This is a genomic window from Polymorphospora rubra, from assembly GCF_018324255.1.
Taxonomy (GTDB): Bacteria; Actinomycetota; Actinomycetes; order Mycobacteriales; family Micromonosporaceae; genus Polymorphospora; species Polymorphospora rubra.
Window position 1 is genome coordinate 2,671,885 of sequence record NZ_AP023359.1, and the last position, 25,708, is coordinate 2,697,592.

Annotated in this window: 23 protein-coding genes and 1 pseudogene; 12 read left to right on the forward strand and 12 right to left on the reverse strand. The window is 72.7% G+C overall.

The window, feature by feature from the left end; translation table 11 throughout:
* Positions 1 to 56 precede the first annotated feature (56 nt).
* Positions 57 to 1,469, forward strand: a complete 1,413-nt coding sequence (dnaB, locus tag Prubr_RS12340; RefSeq protein ID WP_212825009.1) for a replicative DNA helicase — start codon at positions 57 to 59, stop codon at positions 1,467 to 1,469.
* A 12-nt stretch (positions 1,470 to 1,481) separates the two neighbouring features.
* Here dnaB and Prubr_RS12345 read toward each other — a convergent pair whose 3' ends face one another.
* From Prubr_RS12345 to Prubr_RS12375, 7 genes and pseudogenes are all read right to left on the reverse strand, one after another.
* Positions 1,482 to 2,174 carry a maleylpyruvate isomerase N-terminal domain-containing protein gene (locus Prubr_RS12345; protein ID WP_212825011.1) on the reverse strand — a complete coding sequence of 231 codons (693 nt, stop codon included), beginning with the start codon at positions 2,172 to 2,174 and terminating at the stop codon, positions 1,482 to 1,484.
* A gap of 187 nt (positions 2,175 to 2,361) precedes the next feature.
* Entirely contained in the window at positions 2,362 to 2,796 is a 435-nt protein-coding gene (locus Prubr_RS12350; RefSeq protein ID WP_212825013.1) for a TFIIB-type zinc ribbon-containing protein, read from the reverse strand.
* 22 nt (positions 2,797 to 2,818) lie between these two features.
* Entirely contained in the window at positions 2,819 to 3,454 is a 636-nt protein-coding gene (locus Prubr_RS12355) for a phosphoribosyltransferase (protein WP_212825015.1), read from the reverse strand.
* A 45-nt stretch (positions 3,455 to 3,499) separates the two neighbouring features.
* Complete coding sequence (locus tag Prubr_RS12360; protein WP_212825017.1) at positions 3,500 to 3,883, reverse strand: fluoride efflux transporter FluC; 384 nt, start codon at positions 3,881 to 3,883, stop codon at positions 3,500 to 3,502.
* The gene (gene crcB, locus Prubr_RS12365; RefSeq protein ID WP_212825019.1) at positions 3,880 to 4,263 is read right to left on the reverse strand and encodes a fluoride efflux transporter CrcB; all 384 of its coding nucleotides are present in this window, start codon (positions 4,261 to 4,263) and stop codon (positions 3,880 to 3,882) included. The genes Prubr_RS12360 and crcB overlap by 4 nt, the downstream gene beginning before the upstream one ends.
* Positions 4,263 to 5,651 carry a glycosyltransferase family 87 protein gene (locus tag Prubr_RS12370; protein WP_212825022.1) on the reverse strand — a complete coding sequence of 463 codons (1,389 nt, stop codon included), beginning with the start codon at positions 5,649 to 5,651 and terminating at the stop codon, positions 4,263 to 4,265. Before Prubr_RS12370 ends, crcB begins: the two co-directional genes overlap by 1 nt.
* A pseudogene (locus Prubr_RS12375) lies at positions 5,648 to 8,166 on the reverse strand (putative bifunctional diguanylate cyclase/phosphodiesterase). Before Prubr_RS12375 ends, Prubr_RS12370 begins: the two are co-directional and overlap by 4 nt.
* A 659-nt stretch (positions 8,167 to 8,825) precedes the next feature.
* Between Prubr_RS12375 and moaC the strand changes: the two are divergent.
* The 4 genes from moaC to Prubr_RS12395 are packed head-to-tail and all read left to right on the forward strand — an operon-like array spanning position 8,826 to position 11,508.
* Positions 8,826 to 9,317, forward strand: a complete 492-nt coding sequence (gene moaC, locus Prubr_RS12380) for a cyclic pyranopterin monophosphate synthase MoaC (RefSeq protein WP_212825024.1) — start codon at positions 8,826 to 8,828, stop codon at positions 9,315 to 9,317.
* Positions 9,314 to 9,793, forward strand: coding sequence for a MogA/MoaB family molybdenum cofactor biosynthesis protein (locus Prubr_RS12385; protein WP_212825026.1), 480 nt, complete (start codon positions 9,314 to 9,316; stop codon positions 9,791 to 9,793). Before moaC ends, Prubr_RS12385 begins: the two co-directional genes overlap by 4 nt.
* A gap of 45 nt (positions 9,794 to 9,838) precedes the next feature.
* Complete coding sequence (locus Prubr_RS12390; protein ID WP_212825028.1) at positions 9,839 to 11,083, forward strand: molybdopterin molybdotransferase MoeA; 1,245 nt, start codon at positions 9,839 to 9,841, stop codon at positions 11,081 to 11,083.
* On the forward strand, positions 11,080 to 11,508 hold the full coding sequence (locus Prubr_RS12395; protein ID WP_212825030.1) for a molybdenum cofactor biosynthesis protein MoaE: 429 nt from the start codon (positions 11,080 to 11,082) through the stop codon (positions 11,506 to 11,508). Before Prubr_RS12390 ends, Prubr_RS12395 begins: the two co-directional genes overlap by 4 nt.
* Positions 11,509 to 11,518: 10 nt before the next feature.
* Here Prubr_RS12395 and Prubr_RS12400 read toward each other — a convergent pair whose 3' ends face one another.
* The gene (locus Prubr_RS12400) at positions 11,519 to 12,973 is read right to left on the reverse strand and encodes a glycosyltransferase 87 family protein (RefSeq protein ID WP_212825032.1); all 1,455 of its coding nucleotides are present in this window, start codon (positions 12,971 to 12,973) and stop codon (positions 11,519 to 11,521) included.
* A 279-nt stretch (positions 12,974 to 13,252) separates the two neighbouring features.
* On the reverse strand, positions 13,253 to 13,819 hold the full coding sequence (locus tag Prubr_RS12405; protein ID WP_212825034.1) for a DoxX family protein: 567 nt from the start codon (positions 13,817 to 13,819) through the stop codon (positions 13,253 to 13,255).
* A 72-nt stretch (positions 13,820 to 13,891) separates the two neighbouring features.
* Between Prubr_RS12405 and Prubr_RS12410 the strand changes: the two genes are divergently transcribed.
* The 6 genes from Prubr_RS12410 to Prubr_RS12430 are packed head-to-tail and all read left to right on the forward strand — an operon-like array spanning position 13,892 to position 21,572.
* A complete protein-coding gene (locus tag Prubr_RS12410; RefSeq protein ID WP_212825036.1) occupies positions 13,892 to 15,226 on the forward strand; it encodes an SWIM zinc finger family protein in 1,335 nt (444 codons plus the stop codon).
* On the forward strand, positions 15,223 to 16,818 hold the full coding sequence (locus Prubr_RS12415; protein ID WP_212825038.1) for a DUF5691 domain-containing protein: 1,596 nt from the start codon (positions 15,223 to 15,225) through the stop codon (positions 16,816 to 16,818). The genes Prubr_RS12410 and Prubr_RS12415 overlap by 4 nt, the downstream gene beginning before the upstream one ends.
* Positions 16,815 to 16,952 carry a hypothetical protein gene (locus tag Prubr_RS36815; protein ID WP_246568603.1) on the forward strand — a complete coding sequence of 46 codons (138 nt, stop codon included), beginning with the start codon at positions 16,815 to 16,817 and terminating at the stop codon, positions 16,950 to 16,952. The genes Prubr_RS12415 and Prubr_RS36815 overlap by 4 nt, the downstream gene beginning before the upstream one ends.
* A complete protein-coding gene (locus Prubr_RS12420; RefSeq protein ID WP_246568604.1) occupies positions 16,949 to 17,899 on the forward strand; it encodes an ATP-binding protein in 951 nt (316 codons plus the stop codon). Before Prubr_RS36815 ends, Prubr_RS12420 begins: the two co-directional genes overlap by 4 nt.
* Positions 17,896 to 20,412, forward strand: coding sequence for a DUF5682 family protein (locus Prubr_RS12425; protein WP_212825040.1), 2,517 nt, complete (start codon positions 17,896 to 17,898; stop codon positions 20,410 to 20,412). Before Prubr_RS12420 ends, Prubr_RS12425 begins: the two co-directional genes overlap by 4 nt.
* A complete protein-coding gene (locus Prubr_RS12430) occupies positions 20,409 to 21,572 on the forward strand; it encodes a VWA domain-containing protein (RefSeq protein ID WP_212825042.1) in 1,164 nt (387 codons plus the stop codon). The genes Prubr_RS12425 and Prubr_RS12430 overlap by 4 nt, the downstream gene beginning before the upstream one ends.
* Before the next feature lie 66 nt (positions 21,573 to 21,638).
* Here Prubr_RS12430 and Prubr_RS12435 read toward each other — a convergent pair whose 3' ends face one another.
* The 3 genes from Prubr_RS12435 to Prubr_RS12445 all read right to left on the reverse strand — a co-directional run bounded on the left by Prubr_RS12435 (position 21,639) and on the right by Prubr_RS12445 (position 24,830).
* Positions 21,639 to 22,871, reverse strand: a complete 1,233-nt coding sequence (locus Prubr_RS12435; protein WP_212825045.1) for an ATP-binding protein — start codon at positions 22,869 to 22,871, stop codon at positions 21,639 to 21,641.
* A gap of 122 nt (positions 22,872 to 22,993) precedes the next feature.
* On the reverse strand, positions 22,994 to 23,776 hold the full coding sequence (locus tag Prubr_RS36820; RefSeq protein WP_246568606.1) for an LppU/SCO3897 family protein: 783 nt from the start codon (positions 23,774 to 23,776) through the stop codon (positions 22,994 to 22,996).
* A 256-nt stretch (positions 23,777 to 24,032) separates the two neighbouring features.
* Positions 24,033 to 24,830 carry an LppU/SCO3897 family protein gene (locus Prubr_RS12445; RefSeq protein ID WP_212825047.1) on the reverse strand — a complete coding sequence of 266 codons (798 nt, stop codon included), beginning with the start codon at positions 24,828 to 24,830 and terminating at the stop codon, positions 24,033 to 24,035.
* 253 nt (positions 24,831 to 25,083) lie between these two features.
* On the opposite strand from Prubr_RS12445, the gene Prubr_RS12450 reads away from it, so the two are divergent.
* Positions 25,084 to 25,701: a prepilin peptidase gene (locus Prubr_RS12450; RefSeq protein ID WP_212825049.1), complete on the forward strand. Its 618-nt coding sequence runs from the start codon at positions 25,084 to 25,086 to the stop codon at positions 25,699 to 25,701.
* The last annotated feature ends 7 nt before the right edge of the window (positions 25,702 to 25,708 follow it).

The window sequence follows — 25,708 nt, forward strand, 5'->3', positions numbered from 1 at the left end:
TGTCTTACCCAGGCGCTTTGCTGGGGTGTGGGTCGCCGATCGGACGGAGGGGTGACGTGTCGATCACCGACGACGTACGCGCGGCGGGTTCGAGACCGCCGGGACCGCCCGGGGACGGCGGCGGGCCGCCGCCGGGCCAGTTCGACAAGACGCCCCCGCAGGACATCGCCGCCGAACAGTGCGTCCTCGGCGGAATGCTGCTCTCCAAGGACGCGGTCGCCGACGTCGTCGAGATCCTCAAGACCAACGACTTCTACCGTCCGGTGCACGCCACCATCTTCGACGCCATCCTCGACCTCTACGGCCGGGGCGAGCCGGCCGACCTGGTCACGGTCACCGCCGCGCTGGTCGACTCCGGTGACATCGGCCGGATCGGCGGCGCGCCCTACCTGCACACCCTGATCGCGAGCGTCCCCACCGCCGCCAACTCCTCCTACTACGCCCGCATCGTCGCCGAGCGCGCGGTGCTGCGCCGGCTCGTCGAGGCGGGCACCCGCATCGTGCAACTCGGCTACGGGTCCGGCGGTGGTGGCGGGCGCGACGTCGACGACATCGTCGATCTCGCCCAGCAGGCCATCTACGACGTCACCGAGAAGCGGGTCAGCGAGGACTTCGCGGTGCTCGCCGACATGCTCCAGCCGACCCTGGACGAGATCGAGGCGGTCGGCGCGCAGGGCGGCGTCATGACCGGTGTGCCGACCGGGTTCAGCGACCTCGACCGGCTGCTCAACGGCCTGCACCCCGGCCAGCTGATCATCGTCGCCGGCCGGCCGGGTCTCGGAAAGTCGACCGCTTCCATGGATTTCGCCCGAAATGCGGCCGTAAGGCACAACTGTGCAAGCGCCATCTTCTCGCTGGAAATGAGCAAGGTCGAGATCGTCATGCGACTGCTCTCGGCCGAGGCCCGGGTGCCCCTGCACGTCCTGCGCTCCGGCCAGCTCTCCGACGACGACTGGAGCAAGCTGGCCCGCCGGATGGGTGAGATCAGCGAGGCACCGCTGTTCGTCGACGACACCCCGAACATGAACCTGATGGAGATCCGGGCCAAGGCCCGGCGGCTCAAGCAGCGGCACGACCTCAAGATGATCGTCGTCGACTACCTCCAGCTGATGAGTTCGCCGAAGCGGACCGAGAGCCGTCAGCAGGAGGTCGCCGAGCTGTCCCGTGGTCTGAAGCTGCTCGCCAAGGAGGTCGAGTGTCCGGTGATCGCGGTCAGCCAGCTGAACCGTGGGCCGGAGCAGCGCACCGACAAGCGCCCGCAGCTGTCCGACCTGCGGGAATCGGGCTCCATCGAGCAGGACGCCGACGTGGTCATCCTGCTCCACCGTGACGACTACTACGACAAGGAGTCGCCGCGCGCCGGCGAGGCCGACTTCATCGTGGCCAAGCACCGTAACGGTCCCACCGACACGATCACCGTCGCCGCCCAGTTGCACCTGTCGCGCTTCGTCGACATGGCCATCAACTGATCCGCCCGCCGCTCAGCCGAGCAGCGGGAACCAGATGGCCGCCGGCCCCAGTTCGGTCCGGTCCCGCTCGTCGAGGGCGACCCGACCGGTGGCCTTCAACAGGTATTCGGCCGGGCCCCAGCGAACGGGCCGCACCGCGTCGTCGCCGAGCAGACCGTCCAGCGTGGTGACCGCCGGCCCGTAGACGACGGGAGCGGGCGACGGCGCCTCCGGCAGCTCCACGATCAGGTCGAGGTGATGGACGGCAGCCTCGGTGACCAGGGTCGCCACGAAGTCGGGTACGGCGAGCACCCGGCCCTGGGTGGCCACGAAGGCGTCGTACGGCGCGGCGCGGGCCGCCCCGACCGCCGCGGCCGAGGTTTCCGCCCACGCGTCGACGATGTCGTCGGGGCGTTCGAAGGCGGCGGCGGCGCGCCGGTGCCGCCATACGTCCCAGACCAGGTCTTCACTGGTTCTGGTCACGGTGTATCGGCGCCAGTAGCTCACGGCGTCGGTGTCGGGCGGTCCGGCGACCGGGTTCGCGAAGGCGAGCAGGGCCCGGCGGGCGTCGGCCAGTAAATGCACCAGCAGGTCGGCCACCAGGAGGCCGCGGCACCGGGTGGGGCGCAGGAGGTCGACGTCGTCGATGCCGCCGACCACGTCGGTGATGCCGGCGTACGTGGCGTCGAGGGCCGCGGACGCGTCGAGCGGGAAGGCCGCCGTCATCGTTCCAGCCTGGCATGCCGGGTCGCCGGACAGCGCCCGGCGACCCGGTTTCATCGGCGAACCTTCATCCGCCGGTCCCCGGGCGGACACCGGACTTCGGGCTACCGGGACCCGGCGGCAACCTCGGCCCGGCCCGACCCCGGCACGCACGTCCTGGGCCGGGCCGAACCGGCCGCTCGGCGCGGCGTCAGTCGAAGAGTTCGTTGAGGAAGCTCTTCTGCCGCTTGTGCCGGTAGTGCCCGTGGTAGCCGTGGTGGCCGCTGCCGTAGGCGGGCGCCGGCGGGTAACCGTGCCCGGGAGGTGGGGGCGGCGGCACGTGCGCGCCCTGCCGGTATCCGCCGGCCGGTGGCGGCGGGGGCGGCGGCTGGTAGCCACCACCGGGCGGCGGGGGCGGGGCGTACGCCGGCGGTGCGCCGGGCGGGGGCGGCGGGGCGTACGCCGGCGGCGCGCCGGGTGGCGTGGGCGGGTGTTGCCGGTTCCAGTTGGCCTCGGCGTCGAAGAGCCGTTCCAACTCGCCGCGGTCGAGGAAGATGCCGCGACACTCGGCGCACTGGTCGATGGTGACGCCGCTGCGCTCGTACTGGCGCATGGTGCCCCGACACTTCGGACAGTTCATCTGCATACCTCGACGTTACCGGTCGGCGTCACCCGGGGCGGTCCAGCAGGGCTGTCACTTCCCCGTCGGAGACCTCGTGGAAGTCGGCGTAGAACATGGACACCGCGCCGAACTCCGGGGTGCAGAGCGGGCAGACCAGTTCGTCGACCACGGCGTCCACACGGCTCCGGGCGTCGACCGCGCCGACCGGTACGGCCAGCACGATCCGCCGGGCGCCGAGCCGCCGGGCGACCTCGGCCGCCGCCCGGGCGCTGGCGCCGGTGGCGAGCCCGTCGTCGACGATCACGGCGGTCCTGCCGTTCAGGTCCAGCGGGGGCCGGCCACCGCGGTAGTGCTGTTCACGGCGTTCGAGTTCGGCGGATTCCCGGCGGGTCACCTCGTCGACGTCGGCGGGATCGAGTCCGCTCGCGGTGCGCTCGTCGACGACGCGTACCCCGCCGGGGCCGATCGCACCGAAGGCGAATTCGGGCGCCCAGGGCACGCCGAGCTTGCGGATCACCAGTACGTCCAGCGGAGCGCGGAGCCGGTCGGCGACCACGGCGGCGACCGGTACGCCGCCGCGTACCAGGCCGAGGACGATGACGTCGGGTTGACCGGCGAGGTGTGCCAGGCGGTCGGCGAGTTCCTCGCCCGCCACCGCCCGGTCGCGGTAGACCTTTCCCATGCCCTCAGGTGTACGCGGCCTGGTGGCGGTCGACCGGCAAACGGCTCAGATTGGGGTGTTACCGAGGATTCGTGCGCCGGCGAGCCAGCCGAGGGCGGCGGCGCCGAGCCCGACCACCAGGGTGGCGACGACGTACCCGGCTGCCCGGCGTCGGGAGTGCCGGTCGGCGGCGAGGCCGACCGTCTCGTACGCGAACGCGGAGTAGGTGGTGAGCGCCCCGCAGAAGCCGGTGCCGACCAGCGGCCCGATCCAGCCGGGCAGGCCGCTGCCGGCACCGGCGGCGAGTCCGAGCAGTGCCGAGCCGGCGACGTTGACCACGAAGGTGCCCCACGGCCGCCCGGCCGGCAGCCGGCTGGTCACGGCCGCGTCGACGAGGAACCGGCACACCGCGCCGAGGGCGCCGCCGGCGAGTACGAGCAGCAGGGTCACCGGCGCCACCTCCCGGCGGCCCACATTCCGAGGCGTACGGCGAGCAGGGCTCCGACCAGGGTGCCCAGCACGTAGCCGGCGGCCGGTGCGAGGTGGCCGCCGGCCACCAGGTCCCGGGTTTCGACCGCGTACGTCGAGAAGGTGGTGAAGCCGCCGAGCAGGCCGGTGCCGAGGAACGGCCGGACGAGCGGATGGATGCCGGGCCGGGTGGTGACGATCTGCATCAGCACGCCGAGCAGGGCACAGCCGATCAGGTTGGTGACCAGCGTCGCCCAGGGGAAGCCGCCGGCGGGGCCCGGCCAGGCTTCGGCCAGGCCGTACCGGGCGGCCGAGCCGAGCGCACCGCCGGCCGCCACCACCGCCAGTACGCCGGCCCGCATCAGCCCATCGTTTTCAGCGTGTCGAGGCTGTCGGCACCGGTGCCGGTCCTGCCGCGGGCTCCGGTCGCGTCGCCGCTTCCTGATCTGGAGCCGGCGGGCCGTAGCGCGGGGGCCCAGGCGAGGAACGCGACCGGGTAGAGCAGGTAGCCGAACCGGGTGGACGGCATGAGCAGGATCGCGGCCAGGAGGCCGTACCCGCAGATCAGCGCGGTGGTCGCGGCGGTGCGGGGCGGGCGGCGGGCGAGGTGGACGGCGATCGCCAGTCCGGCGGCGACCAGCAGCGCCGCCGCGATCCACCGGCCGCCCGGCAGCGCCGACGCGATCAGATAGCCGGGGAACGGCGACTGGGCGGGGCTGGTCACCAGGGCGTCGCCGAGCGGGAACCGGATCACGTTGTCAACGAAGGCGGCCGGATCGACCAGGACGGCCGGCAGCAGCGCCAGCGCCGGGAGGCCGATCGCGCCGGCGGCCAGGCGGCCGAGCGGCCGCCGGCCGCGGGTCGCCGCGTGCACCAGCAGGACCAGCGCCACCGGCCAGGCGAAGAGTTTGAGTGCGGCGGCGAGCCCGACCGCGATGCCGGCCGCCCCGGGCCGGGCGGTCGCGCACAGGGCGAGGGCCAGCAGGCAGAGCGCGAGTACGGGGATGTCGTCGCCGCCGGTCGCCAGGGTCAGTGCGCAGACCGGCAGTACGGTGGCGAGCTGCACCGCCCGGACCAGGGCCGCGTCGCGGGCGGCGGAGAGGTCGACCGGCGGCCGGGAGCCGGTGGTGCCGTTGCCACGGACGGTGCGGACGGCCAGCGTCAGGGCGGCGACGGTCGCGACGGCGAACCAGATCCGGGCGTCGGTCCACCAGCCGTCGCCGGCCACCGCGCGGGGCAGCCCGAACAGTGCCATTCCCGGCTGGTAGGGCAGGTAGCCGAGCAGTTGCTCGCCGGGTGGCAGCGCGGCGATGGCGTCGGTGCCGAGGTAGGGGGTGCCGTGGTCGAGCAGGCGGGCGCCGCCGTGCTCGACGACCACCACCTCCTCCTGTGCCCGGTCGGTCCGGCCGCCGGCCCGCTGGATGGCCTGGAGCACCATCGGAAGCAGGGCGGTCGCGGCGAAGGCGAGCGCGGTGACGGCGGCACGGGCGGCGGTGCCGGCCAGACGGGTGCCGGAGTCGATCCGCCGGGCGACCAGTTGGCCGGCGACGGCGAGCGCGGCGGCGGCGTAACCGACGGCCGCCACCGCACCCCAGGCGCGGTGCGGCAGCAGGGTGGAGGTGGCCGCGGTGACGGCGGCGAAGATCGCGGAGAGTGCGTAGAGGCCGAGGTCGGCGGCGAGTCCGGCGGCGGCCCGGTCGATCGACGACCACCAGCGGCGTACGGCGTGGCCTGGCTCGGCGGTGATCACGCGGGCAAGTGTGGCAGACGGTCGGGGCGGCCCCGCCCGCCCGGCCGCCGGCCGGACGTCAGTCGGACGACGGCACCCTCGTCGTGCAGCGCCGGGGCGAGCTGGCCGCCGCCGCGGCGCAGGGTGGCCAGCATCCGGGTGGCCGGCATCGGGCGGGCGAAGAGATGCCCCTGCCCGGCGGCGCAGCCCAGCTCCCACAGCGCGTGGCGTTGCGGTTCGCTCTCGACCCCTTCGGCGACCACGGAGAGTCCGAGGCTGCGGCCGAGGTCGACGGTGGACCGGATCACGGCCCGGGCCTCGGCGGAGGTGTCCATCGCCATGACGAACGCCCGGTCGATCTTCAGCTCGTGTACGGCGATGCGGGACAGCACCGACAGCGACGACGAGCCGGTGCCGAAGTCGTCGAGGACGAGGCGTACGCCCTCGGTCCGTAGGCGTTCGAGGACCTGGTCGACGACCTCAAGTTGGCTGACCGTCAGCGTCTCGGTGAGTTCGAGGAAGAGCCGCTCGGGGGAAGTTCGTGGGCCCGCAGGCGGGCGGCGACCCGGTCGGGGAACTGTGGGTCGAGCAGGCTGCGGGGGGCCACGTTGACCGCCACCGGCAGGTCGAATCCGGCGGCCTGCCAGGTTTCGGCGGCCCCGAGCGCCTCGTCGAGTACGGCGTCGGCGAAGGTGGCCAGCAGTCCGGACCGTTCGATCGTCTCCAGGAACCGGATCGGGTCGATGTCGCCACGGTCGGGGTGGTGCCAGCGGGCGATCGCCTCGGCGGCGACCACGGTGCCGGTGCCGAGGTCGACGATCGGCTGGAAGTCGACGCAGAACTCGTGTTCGGCCACCGCCCGGGGCAGGTCGCCGCCGAGCGACAGCCGTACGACGTCGGCGGTGTCACTGGCCGGCGCGTAGGTGGCGATCCGTTGCTGTCCTCCGGAGCGTTTTGCCTGGTACATGGCGACGTCGGCGCGCCGCAGCAGCTCGGGCATTCCACCGCTGGGCGGGGCGACCGCGATGCCTCCACTGGCCTCGACCCGGAGCCGCATGCCGTCGATGTCGAGCGGCTCCTGCAGCGTGGCGAGCAGGCGTTCGGCCCGGTGGGTGGCGACCGCCGGGGCGGAGAGGCCCTGGAAGAGCACCGCGAACTCGTCGCCGCCGAGCCGTACGACGAGGTCGTCGCCCTGGGCGGCGTCGCGCAGCCGGTCGGCCACCTGGATGAGGACCTCGTCGCCGGCGCCGTGGCCGAGGGTGTCGTTGACTTCCTTGAAGTGGTTGAGGTCGATCAGCAGCAGCGCGGTGACCCCGTCGGCGTGGCGCTGGCCGAGCAGTTCGGTGCCGTGATCGAGCAGTTGGCGGCGGTTGCCGAGGCCGGTGAGGGCGTCGTGGGCGGCCGCTTCGGCGTGCTCGTCGGCGACCCGGGTCAGTTCCTGGTACGCCGACGCGTTGCGTACCGCTGTGCAGAGCGCGGAGGCGAAGGTGCTCAGCGTGTATCTCTCGCGTTCGTTGAGCTTCACCGGTGCCCGGAACCGCAGCCGGACGACGCCGAGGTCGTGGCTCTCGTCGTGGCCGACCAGCTTTTCGGCGATGACCGACCCCTCGGCGGGCGGCGCGTCGGTGCTCGGCCCGTCGTAGGCGATCTCCCGGCTGTTGCCGCGTACGGTCCGGCCGCGGTCGGTCAGCTCCACGTCGACCTCGTCGGCGGAGAACAGTTCGCTGGCCTGGTGTACCGCGGTGGCCAGCACGAGGTCGAGGTCGACGACGTTGAGTGCGTCGGTGGCTTGGGCGAGCTGTTTCCAGGCGGTGCGCTCGACCTGGCTACGGACCCGGGCCGAATAGGCCAGATGCAGGCTCAGCAGCAACGGCGGTACGGCGACCAGCAGCCAGTTGTCCATCCTGAGGATGGCCAGCGTGCCGACGATCACCGGGAACCGGGCGACGGCGCTGGCCACCCGCAGGCCGAGGTGCTGGCGGAAGAGTTCGCTTCCGGTCTTTCCGGTGGCGTGCGCGATGACCGGGAGGGTCAGCAGTTCGTCGAGCACGACGGCGGTGCAGTAGGCCACCGCGAGTGGGGTGACCATCTCGATCGGTGGCTGCCCGGCGGCCCAGCCGGACAGGTGCAGGGCGAGCCCGGCCGCGCCGGCCAGGGTCATGTTCTTGGCGATTCCGAAGACGGCCTTGATCAGTGGTAGCCGGCTGGGGGCCACGGTCATCGCCGCGGCGATGCCGACGCCGACGCAGAGCACCACCCATTCGGCGGGGGCGAGCGCGAGGCTGACCAGGATGGCGGTTTCGGTCCAGGCGATGTGGTGGTTGGTGCTGCGGATCCGGACCGTGACCTTGACGGTGAAGCCGACCGCGGCGAGGAGGGTCAGGGTGAGCAGGGTCGGGAGGCGTACCGGCAGTTCGGCGGTTGCCAGCCGGTAGATCGACACCACGGTCGCGGCGACCGCGAGAATGACGACGGGACCGACTAGCAGCCGTAGCCGCCGATCGGTCCCAGCATCACGTCGATTCGTACGAGTCACACCTGCTCCTGACCAGCTACCCAGTGCGTCCCGCAAGACTACGTCCAGTCACCCTCGGGCGACAGGGTGAACTCAGCCCCACTCGTGCGAACGCATGCCTGTCTCCTTCGGTCCCCGGGCGCTTACGGAACGTTTAACTGAACCGGATTTGCGCCATTTCCGTTTGCTTTGACTGGCAGGAGCCTAAGGTCTCGGTCGCGCTTTTTCGAACAATAAATGTCGCTATGCTCACCATTAGTCAAGCCGCCTCGTTATTGTTACTCGGTGTTTGCGCAAGGAAACTGAGTGCGTTTGTTTCGTGGTGAGTCGCGGGCTTATCGGGGCCGTTCGGAGTTTGTGGCCCGGGCAGCTTCGCATGGCGTGGATCGGTGCTTGCGAAGGGAGTCCCGACGGCCCGGCCAGCGAGCATCCGCCGTCGGTCGGGATGGGCAATCGTCGGAAGTATGTGACGGGGGCAATGCCGAACGGTGAACATTCCGGGTGGGCTCCCGGTTTAGTCGAAGCTTGTCGTTCACTATGGCCGGCAAATGCGAGGCCGACAGCAAAGGTCGACTTGTATCGATGTGAGTCTGTCGTTTGAAAAGGTGCGACGGTGCCACAAACGGCTGCGGCGCGCGTCGTCGAGTCCGCCGGCACGACCCGCTCGATAGGCTCAGGCCGTGGCCGACTCCGCAAACCTCACCCACGTCGACCCGGCCGGTGCCGCCCGGATGGTCGACGTCTCCGCCAAGGAACAGACCGTCCGGCGGGCGGTCGCCGCCGGGCGCCTGCAGACCACCGCGCAGGTCGTCGAACTGCTGCGCCGCGACGGGCTGCCAAAGGGTGACGCCCTCGCCGTCGCCCGGATCGGCGGCATCATGGGCGCCAAGCGCACCCCCGACCTGATCCCGCTCTGCCACCCGATCGCGCTGCACGGTGTCACCGTCGACCTGCGGTTGCACGAGACGACCGTCGAGATCGTCGCGACCGTGAAGACCGCCGACCGGACCGGGGTCGAGATGGAGGCACTCACCGCCGTCGCCACCGCCGCCCTGACACTGATCGACATGGTCAAGGCCGTCGACCCGGCGGCGTCGGTGGAGGCGGTCCGGGTGCTGAGCAAGGAAGGTGGCCGCACCGGCGACTGGACCCGACCGGCGGACCGGGCGTGATCCGGGCCCGGGTCGTCGTCGCCTCCAACCGGGCGGCCGCCGGGGTCTACGCCGACACCAGCGGCCCACTGCTCGTCGACGGCCTGCGCGAACTCGGCTGTGCCGTGGACGGCCCGGTGGTGGTGCCCGACGGCGAACCGGTGGCCGCCGAGCTGCGCCGGGCCGTCGCGGACGGCGTCGACGTCGTGCTGACCAGCGGCGGCACCGGGGTCACCCCGACCGACCGGACCCCGGACGTCACCCGCCCGCTGCTCGACTACGAGATCCCCGGGATCGCCGAGGCGATCCGGGCACACAGCCGGGCGAAGGTGCCGACCGCCGTACTCTCCCGGGGGTTGGCCGGCGTCGCCGGCCGTACCCTCGTGGTCAACCTGCCCGGCTCGACCGGCGGCGCCCGCGACGGCCTCGCCGTACTCGGGCCGATCCTCGCCCACACCGTCGATCAGCTGCGCGGCGGCGACCACCCGGCCACCTGACCTCGGCCGGTCCGGCCCGGGCGACCCGGCGATAGGCTTCGTCGGGTGAGCGCACAGACCGCACCCGGCACCTCCGCGACGCCGGTCAGTTGGTCGGTGGCAAGGTCGCTCGTCCACGCGGCCGGGCGCGTCGCCGCGCCCGAACCGGTGGATGTGCCGCTGGCCGGAGCCGACGGACTCACCCTCGCCGAGCCGCTGACCACGCTGACCGACCTGCCCGCGTTCCCGACCTCCAGCGTGGACGGGTGGGCGGTTCGCGGCGACGGGCCGTGGCGGATCGTCGGCCGGGTGCTGGCCGGCAGCATTCCGCCGCCGCTGACCGAGGTCGGCACCACGGTCGAGATCGCCACCGGGGCGATGGTGCCCGCCAGCGCCGACGCGCTGCTCCGCGTCGAGGAGTCGACCCGCGACGCCGACGGTCGGGTCACCGGTACGCCGCGCCGTCAGCCGGAGTGGCGGCTGCCCGGCGAGGAGGCCGCGGCCGGCGAAGAGTTGCTGCCGGCCGGCATCCCGGTCACCCCGGGCGTCGTCGGCCTCGCGGCCTCGTGCGGCCACGACACCCTGCGGGTACGGCCCGCGCCGCGCGCCGCGCTGCTCGTCTTCGGCGACGAACTGCTGACCGCCGGCCCGCCCGGCGCCGGGCGGGTACGTGACGCGCTCGGGCCCTCCGTCCCCGCCTGGCTACGGCGGTACGGCTGCGCCGTCGACCCGGCCCGGGTCGTCGCACCGGTCGCCGACACGCTGCCCGCCCACGTCGCCGCGATCCGGCAGGCGCTCGCCGACGTCGACCTGGTCTGCACCACCGGCGGCACGATGCACGGACCGGTCGACCACCTCCATCCGGCGCTGGCCGAACTCGGTGCCGAGTACGTCGTCAACACGGTCGCCGTACGACCCGGATTTCCGATGCTGGTGGCCCGCGTCACCGGGCCGGACGGGCGGAGCCGGTTCGTCGCGGGTCTGCCGGGCAATCCGCAGTCGGCCGTCGTCGCCCTGGTCTCCCTGGTCGCTCCGCTGCTCGCCGGTCTCACCGGCCGGCCCGAGCCGGAACCGCCGATGATCACGCTCGGCGACGAGGTGCCCGGACGGGGCGACTTCACGCACCTCGCGCTGGTCCGGCTCGACCCCCGGCTGGGCACCGCGCATCCGGTCCGCCACGTCGGGTCAGCGATGCTGCGCGGGCTCGCCCGGGCCGACGGCTTCGCCGTCATCGAGCCGGGTACGCGTGGCCGGCCGGGTGACCGGGTGCCGTTCGTACCGCTGCCGTTGCCCGCCGGGGAGGAACCATGATCGCCACACCGACGATGCTCGTCGAGGTCACCACCGCCCCGCTCGACGTGGCCGCCCACGAACGGGCGGTGTCCGACCGGGCGGCCGGCGCGGTGGTCTCGTTCCAGGGCGTCGTACGCGATCACGACCACGGCCGGGCCGTCACGCTGCTGGAGTACGAGGGGCACCCGACCGCCGAAGCGGTGCTGGTCGAGGTGGTGCGGGAGATCGCCGCCGACCCGGACGTCCACGCGGTCGCCGTGTCGCACCGGCTCGGGCCGCTGACCGTCGGCGACGTGGCGCTGGTCGTCGCGGTCAGTACGGCGCACCGGGCGGCTGCCTTCACCGCCTGCGCCCGGCTGGTCGACGAGGTCAAGGACCGCCTGCCGGTGTGGAAACGCCAGGTCTTCGCCGACGGCACCGAGGAGTGGGTCAACTGCGCCTGACCCACCGTCCTCAGCGCAGCCGGGCGTTCAGGAGCCGGCGGTGCAGCCGCATCATCGAGTCGGTGTAGAACGCGGGTTCCGCCCCGGGCCGCCAGGGCAGGGCGGCGACCAGCAGGATCAACGCCAGCGCGAGCGAGTTCTCCATCAGCGCGCCGAAGAGGCCGTTCTGATAGTGCGACTCGTGCGGCAACTGGTGCTCGTACGCCCAGATCGGGGCGACCAGCATCAGCAGGTAGAGGGCGACCGCGGCACTGGCATGCCGTAGGCCGGTCAGCGTCGGGAACCAGATCGGGGTACGCGGGCCGGGCGAGCTGGCCGTGAACAGCGGGTTGGGTAGTGGGCTGCCGATGCGGCCCGGTCCCCGGCTCGCGGCCCGGCGGCGCAGCGCGGCGTCGGCGAGGACCACGATCGCCGGGATCACGAAGACCAGGTGGTGCGTCCACGAGATCGGGCTGATCACGTTGGCGGTGAGGCCGACGAGCGCGAAGGCGGCCAGTTCGTCACCGTCGGCGTGCGCCGAGGACGCCCGGGACAGTCCGATGGCGAGCACGACCAGGGAGAACGCCAGCCACAGCAGGGTCGGCGTCTCGACCGAGTCGTACAGCCGCGCGAGCAGTCCGGCGAGCGACTGGTTCGGCGTCATGTCGGCCTTGCCGATCCGGTCGGTCTGCCACAGCACGCTGGTGAAGTAGGTGGCCGACTCGCGGCCGGCGAAAACGAAGCCGGCTGTCGTGACACCGATGGCGGTGCCGATCGCGGTCATCGCGGCCCGCCACTGACGGGTGATGAGCAGATAGACGATGAACAGGGCGGGGGTGAGCTTGATGGCGCTGGCCAGCCCGATGCCGGCGCCGGCCCACGCGCCGCTGTGCCACAGCCTGCGCAGGACTCCACCGGCCACCGGCGGCCGTAGCCCGGCCTGGGCGCGGCGGCGCAGCGCGACGAGATCCGCCATGATCAGCCCGAACAGCAGCAGGTTGACCTGCCCGTAGCCGAACGTCTCTCGTACGGGTTCGATGGCCACCGCCAGCGACACCGCGAGCGCGACGGCGAACCAGCGCGACCAGCCGTGGCGGTCGGCGATCGGCACGATCAGCGCGACGAGTACGAGGGTGAGCGCGGCGAGGCTGACGAGCAGGTTGACCCAGCCCGCGGCGACCACCGACAGGCCCGCCATCGGCAGCATGGCGAGTCCGGCGAAGGGCGGGTATGTGAACCCGAGAGTAGTTTCGGGCGCGGTGAAGTCGTACAGATCGTTTCCGCCTGCCCACCACACCACAGCGCCGTGGTAGATCTTCATGTCGAAGAAGATGTACGGCCGTCCGAAGGCTTCCACGGCGAGCCAGGCGGCATAGAGGACGCCGGCGATGATGCCGATGCGAATTACTGTCCGACGATCGAATCCACGTGCGAGGCGGTTGGCTGGTGCAGGTCGGCTGGGCCGTCTCTCGACGGTCGCCGGCATGGCGTGGCCACCCCCGTACCGTTGTCGTGCTTCGCGTTCAGGTCCACCACGGAGCCTAGATCGGCGAGGCACCGCATTACCTCCTGCGTTATGGGACCGTGTCCGATCCCACACTGGTTCGCGACATTTCGTCCTCGTTAACGCAAGGAGTCTATTTCAGGTGATTCACAGCTTGTTCATACTATTGCCAGACTCTGTCCGGGTGTACGAGGCGAGATTGGTCCCTAATGCTCAGTTTGAGCAGGGTACTGACCGGCCCGGCGAGGCCGGCATCCGGGCTCAACGGGGCAGCTGACGCCCGATCGTTGCCGAGCGCAACGCGATCCGGGCATCCCGGCGGGCGGTCCGGACCGCCCGCCCGACCGACCGACGGCCCCGGTCCACCGACCGGAGCCCGTCGTCGACGGCCCGCCGCGTCCGCCACCCGACACCGGGGCGGCCCTGCGTGTCGACCGCGGCCAGCAGCAGCCCGCCGAGCAGGCCGATGTTCTTGAGGAAGTGGGTCTGCTGGTTGCGGCGGTCGGTCGGATCGTCGACGCTCCAGAATGGATGGCCGGCGAGGGTGGTCGGCACCAGCGACGCGGCCAGCACCGCCGCCGCCGGCCGGGTGCACCTTCCGGTGGCCAGCAGCAGGCCACCGGCGAGCTGGGCCGCGGCGTTGACGCGGATGAGGGTACGCGGATCGGTGGGCAGCCGGGGATCCGCCCGTTCCAGCAGCGGCGTGACCCGGTCGGTGACCGGCTTCGCCTTGGCGACCAGTGGCTCGGGATTGGCCAGGTTACGGACGCCGCTCAGGACGAAGATCCCGCTGAGCAGGACGCGGGCCGCGGAACGCACGGGAGTCATGACACCTTCATACCCTGGTGGGTGGTTGGCTACCCACCGAACTGTCGCATGACCCCGCTACAGTCCCGAGCCATGTCCGAGGTGGTAACCGACAGCCGGTGGAGCACCGAGCAGGTGCTCGCGCTCGCGCCGGACGCGTCGTCGCAGAAGGCGGGCCGGGGCCTGGCCACGCTCCAGAAGTGGCACGACATCGGCCACGACGGGGGCGGTGAGCAGCCCGGCGGCGTCTGGGGCCTGTGCAAGGGCAGCGGGTCCAAGCCCTACCAGACCTGCGTCGACCTGGCCGAGCCCGCCTACCGGTGCTCCTGCCCCAGTCGCAAGTTTCCGTGCAAGCATGCCCTCGCACTGCTGTTGCTCTGGTCCGACGGCAAGCTCACCGCCGGTGAGCCGCCGGAGTGGGTGCGGGAGTGGCGCGACTCCCGCGCCGCCCGCGTCGAACGCGCCAAGACCCGCCAGGAGAACGCCGGCCCCGCCGACCCGGCCGCCGCCGCCCGTACGGCGAAGCGCCGGGCCACCCGGGTCACCGCCGGCCTCGACGAGCTGGACACCTGGCTGGCCGACCAGATCCGGGCCGGTCTCGCCGGTGCCGGCCAGCACGGCTACAAGCACTGGGACTCGATGGCCGCCCGCCTGGTCGACGCGCAGGCCCCCGCCGCCGCGTCGACGGTCAAGGGGCTCGCCGGGGTCGCCGTCGGGCAGCCCGCCGACGCCCTGCTGACCGAGCTGGCCCTCCTGCGGATGCTCGTGGCCGGGCACCGCCGGCTGGACGACCTGCCGCCCGCACTGGCCGCGACCGTACGTCAGCACGTCGGCTACCCGATCAGCACCGAGGAGGTGCTCGCCACCCCGGCCACCCGGGACAGGTGGCTGGTGCTCGGCCGGCAGGACGAGGCGGCCGACAAGCTGACCGTACGCCGGGTGTGGCTGCACGGCCGGCAGACCGGCCGGCCGGCCCTGGTGCTCTCCTTCGCCGCACCCGGCCAGGCGTTGAGCGCCGACCTGGTGACCGGCACCGTCGTCGACGCCGACCTGTGCTTCTATCCCGGCGGCGCGGCGCTGCGGGCCCTCGTCTCCCAGCAGCACGGGTTCACCGCGACCCCGGGCACGGGCGAGGTGTCCGCCTCGACCGTCGCGGCCGCCCTCGACGGGTACGCCGCCGCGCTGGCCGCCGACCCGTGGCTCGACCGCTGGCCGATGCTGCTCGACGAGGTCGTGGTCACCCTCGCCGACGGGCAGTGGCACCTGATCGACGCCGCCGGCGACGCTCTCCCGCTCCACTCCGCCGCCGAGTTGTGGGTGCTGGTCGCCCTGGCCGGTGGCCGCCCGGTGCGGGTCGCGGCGGTGTGGACGCCGACCGGACTGCAACTGATGACCGCCTGGCTGGACGGAAAGATGGTGGCGCTGTGACCACGGCAACCCCCGCCTGGGCCGAGGTGATGTCGACCGCGCTGGTCGGCACCGACCGGACCGGCCCACCGACCTGGGTTCCGCCCACCGCCGCCGACCCCGCTTCCGGGCTGCTCGAGGTGGCCGCACTGCTCGCGGTGTCGCGCCGCGCCGGCGGTTTGCCGGATCGCGACGTCGCCCGTCCTGCCCGCGCACCGGACGAGGCCCGACCGATGGTCGGCGCGGCCGCCGGCAACCGCCTGACGAGACTGCTCGGCGGCAACGTGTTCGACGCCGATGCCCGTAGCGAGTTGACCCGCGAGTGGCTCAGCCTGGCCGCCGGGCGCGGGCTGGTCGCCCCGCCGCAGTCGCTGCCGGCGCTGCTCGAAGCCGGGCGGGCCAGCCGTGAACTCCGTTCGCTGGTCGCCGTGGCCGGCGGCAACCGGGCCCGGTGGCTCGCGGAACAGCGCCCGAGCTGGGGCTACCTGCTGGAGGAAGCCGACGACCCGGACGAGGTCGACCTCACCGAAGAGTTCGACGAGCCGTACGACGCGGCCACCCGGCCCGCCGCGGCTGCCGTCGCCTGGGACGAGACCCGCTGGCAGGAGGGCAGCGCCGGCACCCGGGCCGCCCTGCTCGCCCGGGCCCGGCGCGGTGACCCGGACGCGGCCCGCGACCACCTCGTCGCCGCATGGTCCAAGGAGCCCGCAGCGAACCGGGAGCGGTTCATCGCCACCCTCGGCATCGGGCTCGGGCCGGGCGACGAGGTGTTCCTGGAGAAGGCGCTGGACGACCGGGCCAAGGGAGTCCGGCAGCAGGCCGTCCGGCTGCTCGCCCGGCTGTCCGGTTCGGCATATCAGGAACGGATGGCGCAGCGGGCCCGGGCCGCCGTACGCCTCGACGGCTCGGGCGGGTTGATCATCGAGCCACCGGCCGAGGTCGATCCCGCGATGGTCCGCGACGGCCTGTCGGCCGACCCCGGCAACGGCGCCGGGTACGGCAAGCGGGCCTGGTGGCTGGAGGCGCTCGTCGCCGCCACCCCGCTGTCGACCTGGCTGGACTACGCGCCGGACCCGACGACCTTCCTGCTGCACCGGCCGGACGCCGACGGTTGGGCGGAGAACCTGGTGCGCGGCCTGGCCCGGGCGGCGGCCCGCGAACGCGACGTCGAGTGGGCCCGACAGTTGCTCGCCTCGCCATCGGCGAAAGCGCTGCTCCGGCCCAGCTACGGAACCCGACCGGCGGAGGGCCTCTACGAACTGCTGCCGCCGGCCGAGCTGAGCGAGCACGCCCGCGATCTGCTCACCGACGACAACGCCAGCCAGCAGGTCTACCAGTTGCTCATGATGTGCCCCGCGCCGTGGCCGGCCGACCTGGGCACGGCCGTACTCGACCGGGTCGTCGTGCTGATCACCCGCGAGCGGCAGGGCTACCGGGCAGATTCGCTCTGCCAGTTGGCCGCCAGGAAACTGTCGCCGTCCGCCGCCGCCGACGTTGCCGCCCGCGCCGCGGCACTGCGTGACGACGAGGCCCAATACACCTACGAGCGGGCCATCGAGCGGCTCGCCGAAATCCTGCACTTCCGCCAGAAAATGATCGAGGAGCTTGCGTGACCACGTCCACCCTGCCCCCAGCCGTGTTGCGTCAGCACGCGGAGCAGCAGTTCGCCGACGAGCTGGCCATCCTCGCCAAGTCCGACGACCGGCCCCGCCCCGGGGCTGGCAGCTCTCCCCGCAGGCCGTGGTGACCTACCTGCTCGGCGACGGCGACGAGATCAGCCCGAAGTACGTCGGACCGCGCCGCCTGATGGAGGTGGCGGTCGCCACCCTGGCCACCGACCGGGCACTGCTGCTGCTCGGTGTGCCCGGCACCGCCAAGACCTGGGTCTCCGAGCATCTCGCCGCCGCGATCAGCGGCGACTCCACCCTGCTCGTCCAGGGCACCGCCGGCACCGCCGAGGAGGCGATCCGGTACGGCTGGAACTACGCCCGGCTGCTGGCCGAGGGACCGTCCCGGGCCGCCCTGGTGCCCAGCCCGGTCATGCGGGCGATGGCCGACGGCCGGATCGCCCGGGTCGAGGAACTGACCCGAGTGCCGTCGGACGTGCAGGACACCCTCATCACGATCCTGTCCGAGAAGACGCTGCCGATCCCCGAGCTGAGCGACGAGGTGCAGGCCACCAAGGGCTTCAACATCATCGCCACGGCCAACGACCGCGACCGGGGCGTCAACGAGCTCTCCTCGGCCCTGCGCCGCCGCTTCAACACCGTCGTCCTGCCCGTGCCGGCGACCGCCGACGAAGAGGTCGAGATCGTCACCCGCCGGGTCGCCTCGCTCGGCCGGTCGCTGGAACTGCCCGAGATGCCGGCCGCCGTCGACGAGATCCGGCGGGTCGTCACGATCTTCCGCGAGCTGCGTGGCGGCCTCACCGAGGACGGCCGCACCAAGCTCAAGTCGCCCAGCGGCACGTTGTCGACCGCCGAGGCGATCTCCGTGGTCACCAACGGCATGGTGCTCGCCACGCACTTCGGCGACGGCGAACTGCGCGCCGACGACGTGGCCGCCGGCATTCACGGCGCGGTCGTCAAGGACCCCGCCGCCGACCCGGCCATCTGGCTGGAATACCTGGAGACCGTCGTACGCGAGCGTGACGGCTGGCGGGACTTCTACCGTGCCGCCCGGGACGCCGGGTGACCGGCTCCCCGGTCCTGCTCGGCGTCCGGCACCACGGCCCGGGCTCGGCCCGCGCGGTGCGCCGGGCGCTGGAGGCATACGAGCCCGACATCGTCCTCATCGAGGGCCCGCCCGAGGCGGACGCCCTGGTGGCGCTCGCCGGCCAGGACCAGATGCGGCCACCGGTGGCCCTGCTGGCCTATCCGACCGAGCTGACCTCCCGATCGCGTACGGCGAAGACCGCCGCCACCGGCGGACCGGTCTCCGCCGTGGCAACCGTGGCCGGACCGGCCGCCGGAGCCCCGGACGGCTCCGGCGCACCCGACGGTTCCGGCCAACCGGGGTCGGACGGGGCGGCCGACGACGCCGGTCCGTCCGACCCCGACGCCCGACCCCACGAACCCGCGTCCCGGGCCGCGTTCTGGCCCTTCGCGGAGTTCTCGCCCGAGTGGCAGGCCCTGCGCTGGGCGGTCGGTCGTGGGATACCGGTCCGGTTCTGCGACCAGCCGGCCGCCCAGCAGTTCGCGACCGTCGGCGGCGACCTCGGCGCGGAACGCGACGACCGGCGCAACCCGATCGTCGAACTGGCCGAGGCCGCCGGCTATCCGCGACCGGAGGACTGGTGGGAGGACGTCGTCGAGCAGCGCCTCGACGTGTCCCTCGCCGGGGACGACGAGCTGAGCCGGGCGCTGGCGCCGTTCGAGGCCATCGCCGAGGCGATGACCGAGGTACGGGCCGCGGCGACTCCGCGGACCGGGTCGCACGCGGCGGAGGAGGAGCGGCGCGAGGCGCACATGCGTACCGCGTTGCGGGCCGCCTGCCGCGACTTCGAGCGGGTCGCGGTCGTCTGCGGTGCGTGGCACGTACCGGCCCTGACCGCGCCGCTGCCGCCGGCCGCGCAGGACGCCCGTACCCTGCGCGGCGTTCCCAAGGCGAAGGTCAGCCTGACCTGGGTGCCATGGACCCATGGCCGGCTCGCCTCCTGGCGTGGCTACGGCGCCGGCGTGACCTCGCCGGGGTGGTACCACCACCTGTTCACCACCGAGGACCACACCGTCGCCCGGTGGTTCGTGCAGGTCGCCGCCGTATTGCGCGACGAGGGGCTGCCGGTCTCCAGCGCCCACGTGATCGAGGGCGTCCGGCTGGCCGAGACGCTCGCCGTCGTCCGGGGCCGGCCGATGCCCGGCCTGCCCGAGATCACCGAGTCGGTACGCGCCGTTCTCTGCGACGGCGACGACCTGCGGGTCGAGCTGGTCGACCGGCGGCTGGTGGTCGGCGACCGGCTCGGTGTGGTGCCCGACGACACCCCGGCCGTCCCGCTGTTGCGGGACGTGACCGCCACGCAGAAGCGGCTGCGGCTGCCGGCCGAGGCGCTGGCCCGCGACCTCGATCTCGACCTGCGTAAGGACATCGACCGGGACCGCAGCCGGCTGCTGCACCGGCTGCGGGTGCTCGGCGTCGACTGGGGCCGGCCGGCGCCGGCCCGGCGCGGCAGCGGCACCTTCTGGGAGTCGTGGCACCTGGGTTGGGAACCCGGCTTCGTGGTCGACCTCATCGAAGCCAGCGGGTACGGGCTCACCGTGGCCGAGGCGGCCGGCGGCCGCGTCCGGGAGAAGGCGGCCCGGTCGGCGAGCCTCGGCGAGGTGACCGCGCTGGTCGAGCAGTGCCTGCTCGCCGACCTGCCCGCGGCACTGGACGACGTGCTGGTGGCGCTCGACGCCCGGGTCGCGCTCGACACCGACGTCGCGCACCTGCTCGCCGCGCTTCCGCCGCTGGCCCGTACGGTTCGCTACGGCGACGTACGCGGCACCGACCTCGGGGCGCTGCGGTCGGTGACCGGTGGCCTGGTCGTCCGCGCCTGCGTCAACCTGCCCGGCGCGCTCACCGGTCTCGACGACGCGGCAGCCCGTGAGATGCGCAAGCACGTCGACGTCGCGCACACCGCCATCGGGCTGCTCGCCGAGGCCGCCCAGCAGGACGCATCGTCCACATCGGATGGTTCCGGCACGACGGTCGACCGGGACGACCTCCGCGAACGGTGGTTGAACGCCCTCGACCGGGCCGCCAACCGCGACGACGTGCCCGGCCTGCTCGCCGGTCGGCTGACCCGGCTGCTGTTCGACGCCGGCCGGCTCGACGCCGACGAGGTCGGTCACCGGATGGCGCTCAACCTGACCGTCGGCGTGCCACCGGCCACCGCAGCGGCCTGGGTGGAGGGCTTCCTGGCCGGCGGCGGGCTGCTGCTGGTGCACGACCCGCGCCTGCTGGCACTGGTCGACGGCTGGCTGACGGCGATCCCGGCGGACGTGTTCGTCGAGGTCCTGCCGTTGCTGCGGCGTACGTTCAGCCAGTTCGCGGGGCCGGAGCGTCGGTCGATCGGGGAGCGGGCCCGGGCGCTGGAGAGCGGCACACCGGTTGCCGCACCGCAGGCCGAGGCCGACCTCGATCCGGCCCGGGTCGCCCTGGTCGTGCCGACCGTGTCCACCCTGCTGGGTTGGGCACCTGTTTCCGAGGCGGAGGCAACCGTCCGATGAGTACCGATTTCCAGCAGGAACGGATGCGCCGGTGGCGGTTGGTGCTCGGCGGTGACTCCGACGCGACCGGGCAGAAGCTGAGCGGTGACGACGTGGGTATCGACGCCGCCCTCGCCGCGCTCTACGCCGGTGCCGGCGCCGGTGGTTCGGGTTCCCGCAAGGGGGGCCTCGGTGGCTCGGCGCCGAACGTGGCCCGCTGGTTGGGCGACATCCGCACCTACTTCCCGTCGACCGTCGTACAGGTGATGCAGGCCGATGCCGTCGACCGGCTCAACCTGACCCGCCTGCTGCTCGAACCGGAGATGCTCGAAGCGGTCGAGCCGGACATCAACCTGGTCGGCACCCTGCTGTCGCTCAACCGGGTCATGCCCGAGTCGACCAAGGAAACCGCCCGCCAGGTGGTCGCGAAGGTCGTCGCCGACCTGGAACGACGGATCGCGCAGCAGACCCGCGCCGCGGTGACCGGTGCGCTCAACCGGGCCACCCGGATCAACCGCCCCAAGCACCGGGACATCGACTGGGACCGGACGATCCGCGCCAACCTCGCCCACTACCAGCCCGAATACCGCACCGTCATCCCACAGCGGTTGATCGGCTACGGCCGGCGGTCGACCGCCGTACACCGCGACGTGGTGCTCTGCATCGACCAGTCGGGGTCGATGGCGGCGTCGGTGGTCTACTCGAGCGTGTTCGCCGCGGTGCTCGCGTCGATGCGCGCCCTGCGTACGTCGATGGTCGTCTTCGACACCGCCGTCGTCGACCTGACCGACAAGCTCGCCGACCCGGTCGAGGTGCTCTTCGGCACCCAGCTCGGCGGCGGCACCGACATCAACCGGGCGATCGCCTACTCGCAGGGCCTGATCAGCCGGCCGAAGGACAGCATCTTCGTGCTGATCAGCGACCTCTACGAGGGCGGCGTACGCGACGAGATGCTGCGCCGGGTGGCGGCGATGACGGCCGCCGGCGTACAGGTGATCGTGCTCCTGGCCCTGTCCGACGAGGGGGCGCCGGCGTACGACCACCAGAACGCCGCCGCGCTGGCCGCGATGGGCGTGCCGGCCTTCGCCTGCACTCCGGACGCGTTCCCGGAGCTGATGGCGGCGGCGATCGAGCGGCGCGACCTGCGCAGCGTCATCGAACGGCTGCAACCCTCCGGCTGACCGTCCGGTTCGGACCGGCTGCCGGCGCCGCGCGTTTGCGGGGCCGGCAGCCTGACAGCCTCCGGGCTAGCCCGGCTGCGTACGCAGGTAGCGACCGAAGTGCGGAACGGTGAACGCCACGGTGCCGCGTTCCCCCGAATAGATCAGCCCCTTTTTGATCAGGGCGTCCCGGGCCGGGGAGAGGCTGGCCGGCTTGCGGCCCAGTGAGCGGGCCACGTCGGCGGTCGGCACGGCGGCGTCCAGGTCGTCGCTCGACGATTCCTCCACATGCGACAGTGCCGCCATGGCCCGCATGTACTCGCGTTCGGCCGGGGTGGCCCGCTCGAACCGGGAGCCGAAGAACCCGACGGCCAGCTCCGCCTCGGCCTCGGGCGCCGCGACCCGTACGTCGGCGGCGGTGATCGGCGACCGGGGTGCGTGGTCCCAGGTCGCCTTCCCGTACGCCTGAACGAAGTACGGGTATCCGCCGGACTTCTCGTAGAGCAGGTCCAGCGCCTTCGGCTCGTACGCGACGTCCTCCCGCTCGGCCGGCGCGCACAGTGCCCGGTCGGCGGCGATCCGGTCCAGCCGGTCGATCCGCTGGTAGCGGAAGAGGCGCTCGGAGTACGACTTCGCGGCGGACAGCACCGCCGGCAGGTGCGGCAGCCCGGCGCCGACCACGATCAGGGGTGCGCCGAGCTGGGACAGTTCGTGGCAGGCGGCGCAGAGCGCCGACACGTCGGCGGCGCCGAGATCCTGCATCTCGTCGATGAACAGTGCCACGCCGGTGCCGACATCGGTGGCGACGCTGGCCGCGTCGGTGAAGAGTTCGACCAGGTCGATCTCGATGTCGCCGGAGTCGGCCCGCCCGGTCGCGGCCGGTACGTCGATTCCGGGTTGCCAACGGTCCCGCAACCGTGGCGCACTGCTCCGGCCGCCAGCCGGCGGGTTGGCCCGCAGCGCGAATGCCTTGAGCACGCCGAGGAACTCGTCGATCCGGTCCGGGGCGCGGTGGTGCGGGGCGAGTTCGCGGATCGCCATGTGTAGGGCGGCGGCGACCGGCCGGCGCAGCGACTGGTCCGGCCGGGCTTCGATCTTGCCGGTGCCCCAGAGCCGGCCGATCGCCTGCGAGCGCAGGGTGTTGAGCAGCACGGTCTTGCCGACGCCGCGCAGGCCGGTCAGGACGAGGCTGCGTTCGGGGCGGCTGCGGGCGACGCGTTCGAGCACCACGTCGAACACTTCGAGTTCGCGGCCGCGGCCGGCGAGTTCGGGTGGGCGCTGACCGGCGCCGGGCGCGTACGGGTTTCGGACCGGGTCCACGTATGCCACGGTATCGGCCCGTCTAGCGTCGACCCTAGATGTGCGTAGATCGGGGTATCGGCGTGTCGAGCAAAAGATAGGGCCGTCTAGCGCTGACGCTAGACGGCCCTATCTTTTGTAATTCAGCGCTTCTTGAGGCAGAGCACGTAGTCGGCCGCGTCGATCGGGTTGTCGTGGGTGTAGTTGGCGTCCGAGTCCGGGTCACCGAAGATCGGGTCGGTCTTGCACTTCTCGCCGTCGGTGGTGAACGGGATCCGGGACAGCACCTCGTAGGTGTCCGGACCGCACGGCACCTTGCGCAGTTCGGCGTCGTCGGCGGTGCCGTCGTTGACCACGCAGTCACCCTTGGCGAACGTGCCGCTGTCGCTCGACGGCGACGGCGACGGCGACGCCGACGACGGTGAGGCGCTCGGCGACGGCTCACCCGAAGGGTCGCCCGACGGATCGACCGGCGCGGATGCGGTCGGCGTGGGCTGCGCGTTCTGGTCCGTGTCCCGCAGCAGCCACCAGACCCCGACGCCGCACAGGGCGAGCATCAGGAGCACGACCAGGCCGATGATCAGGGCGATCTTGCCACCACCGCCCCGCCTCGGCGGGGCCGGCGGCGGCTGGTATCCGACCGGACCCGGCTGTCCCCACTGGGCGGTCGGCGGCGGTGGCGGCGGGTAGCCACCACTCACCGGCTGGCCGTACGGATCACCCGGCTGGCCGTACGGATCACCCGGCTGGCCGTACGGATCACCCGGCTGGCCGTACGGGTCGCCCGGCGGCGGGTACGACGAAGGCGGCGGCGGGTAGCCACCCGGACCGCTGGTGGGCGGTGGCGGCGGGTAGCCCCCGTACTGCGGCTGTTGGTTGTACGGGTCATCTGGCTGGCCCGGGCCGGGTGGACCGTAGCTCGACATGATCTCCCCAAGATCGAAGGGTGCGCGCCGGCAACCGGTGGACTCCCTCGGGTTGCCTACTACGCACCGTAACCTGGTGCGCTCATTACCACCCGTACATGGTGATCAAATCCATGGCGGGTCGCCTGTGGTGCACGAATTCGTTTCTACGCCATTGGTGCAAGCCCGACGTCCGTCGACTCCGGATCCACCGGGCGGGTGTTCACGGGCGGCCGGCCGGAATGCTGCCGGCGTCCGGCCGCCCGGTAACGGAAAGTCAGCGCTTCTGGAGGCACAGGACGAAGTCGAGATCGTCCAGTTCACTGTCGAAGTAGTACCAGCTCGAATACTTGCCGACCCCGACCTCGCGGCCGCACTTGGCCTTCGCGTCCTCCGCCCCGTTCGTCTTGCCGTCGATCCGGCTCAGCACGGTGTAGGCGCCGGCGCCGCACCCGGCGACGACCAGCTTCGGCTCTTCCTCCGTACCCTCGATCCGCACGCACTGCCCTTCCCGGACATCCACCGGCTCACCCGGGCCGGGCGCGGCGGTCGTCGGTTCCGGTTCCGGCTCGGTGCTCGGGCTCGGGGACGCGCCGACCGGATCGGCACCGGAGCCGCCGTCCGGCTCGGGCGACGTGTTCGACCCGGCGGCGTCGGGCTTCTGGTTGTCGCCACCGAGGAACGTCCACGCGGCCACTCCGCCGCCGCCGAGGACCAGGACCGCCAGCACCGCGACCAGCGCGATCAGCGGGCCCTTGCTCTTGCGCGCCGGTGGGACGGGGGCGGCCGGCGTCCAGACCGGCTGCGGCTGGCCCTGCGGATTGAACTGTGGCGGTGGCGGGTAGGGCTGGTCGAAGCGTTGGGTGCCGCCCGCCTGCTTGGCCGGGTCATGGTAGTCGTGCTGGCCGGACGCGTCGACCGGTGAACCGGTGGCGGCGGGCGGAGTGGACACCTGGTGGTCCTGCCCACCCCACGGGTCGGTCGGCTGTTCGTACCGCCGATCGTCGGGCTGGCCGCCGGGCCACTGCGGCGGCTGGCCGGGGTTGGGCCCGCCGGGCGGTCCGTAGTTGGACATGAACGTTCCTCCTGGCACGAGAGGTCGAGAAGCGGGCCACCCGTACGGGACGGCGGTGTACGACGCCACCGTAGCGTGACCCCTCGATACCCTCACCTCCCATAAGTGCGCCAAAGTCGCCGTGTCCGCCCGGTTCGCCCGAAGTGCCGTGGCCGTCGGCGCCCACTCCGGCCGCCGTTGTCGGCAACCTGACGGCCCTTGATCGCGTACGTCACACCCCCGCGCCGGGGGCGACCCCGGTTAGCCTCCGTCGGTGCTGCTCACGCTCGTGGTCACCGGGCTCGGCGCCGGGCTCGGTGCCGGCCTTCCACCCCTCGTACGCCGCTACTCGACGACGCGGGCACCGACACGTCCGGTCGCCGCGGCCACCGGTGCGGTCACGTTCGGTCTGCTCGCCGTGAGCCTCGACGCCGATCCCGCCCTGCCGGCCCTTCTCGGCGTTGCCGCCCTCGGCACGGTCCTCGCCTTCGTCGACCTGGCCTGCCTGCGGCTGCCGGACCCGCTGGTGCTCGCCATGCTTACGGTTGCCGTCGGCGGTCTGACCGGCGCGGCCGCCCTGACCGGAGCCGGCGCCGACCTGCGGCGGGCCGCCGCGGCGGGGATCGCCTGCCTCGCCGGCTACGTTGTGCTCGCCCTGCTGCCGGGTTCCCGGCTCGGCTTCGGCGACGTCAAGCTCGGCGGCGTCCTAGGCGTGCCACTCGGCTGGCTCGGCTGGGACACCGTCCTGTCCGGTGTGCTCCTGCCGCACCTGCTCAACGGTCCGGTCGCACTCGCGCTGCTGGCCAGCGGCCGGATCAACCGGGAGACCGTGCTGCCGTTCGGGCCGGCCCTGCTCGCCGGCGCTCTCCTGGCCGTGACCCTCACCGCCTGAGCACCCT

Excerpts from the sequence above, each read along its gene's own strand:
- Prubr_RS12345 (WP_212825011.1), bottom strand. The coding sequence starts at position 2,174 with ATGACGGCGGCCTTCCCGCTCGACGCGTCCGCGGCCCTCGACGCCACG.
- Prubr_RS12350 (WP_212825013.1), bottom strand. The coding sequence starts at position 2,796 with ATGCAGATGAACTGTCCGAAGTGTCGGGGCACCATGCGCCAGTACGAG.
- Prubr_RS12355 (WP_212825015.1), bottom strand. The coding sequence starts at position 3,454 with ATGGGAAAGGTCTACCGCGACCGGGCGGTGGCGGGCGAGGAACTCGCC.
- crcB (WP_212825019.1), bottom strand. The coding sequence starts at position 4,263 with ATGCGGGCCGGCGTACTGGCGGTGGTGGCGGCCGGCGGTGCGCTCGGC.
- Prubr_RS12395 (WP_212825030.1), top strand. The coding sequence starts at position 11,080 with ATGATCGCCACACCGACGATGCTCGTCGAGGTCACCACCGCCCCGCTC.
- Prubr_RS12400 (WP_212825032.1), bottom strand. The coding sequence starts at position 12,973 with ATGCCGGCGACCGTCGAGAGACGGCCCAGCCGACCTGCACCAGCCAAC.
- Prubr_RS12405 (WP_212825034.1), bottom strand. The coding sequence starts at position 13,819 with ATGACTCCCGTGCGTTCCGCGGCCCGCGTCCTGCTCAGCGGGATCTTC.
- Prubr_RS12410 (WP_212825036.1), top strand. The coding sequence starts at position 13,892 with ATGTCCGAGGTGGTAACCGACAGCCGGTGGAGCACCGAGCAGGTGCTC.
- Prubr_RS12430 (WP_212825042.1), top strand. The coding sequence starts at position 20,409 with ATGAGTACCGATTTCCAGCAGGAACGGATGCGCCGGTGGCGGTTGGTG.
- Prubr_RS36820 (WP_246568606.1), bottom strand. The coding sequence starts at position 23,776 with ATGTCGAGCTACGGTCCACCCGGCCCGGGCCAGCCAGATGACCCGTAC.
- Prubr_RS12445 (WP_212825047.1), bottom strand. The coding sequence starts at position 24,830 with ATGTCCAACTACGGACCGCCCGGCGGGCCCAACCCCGGCCAGCCGCCG.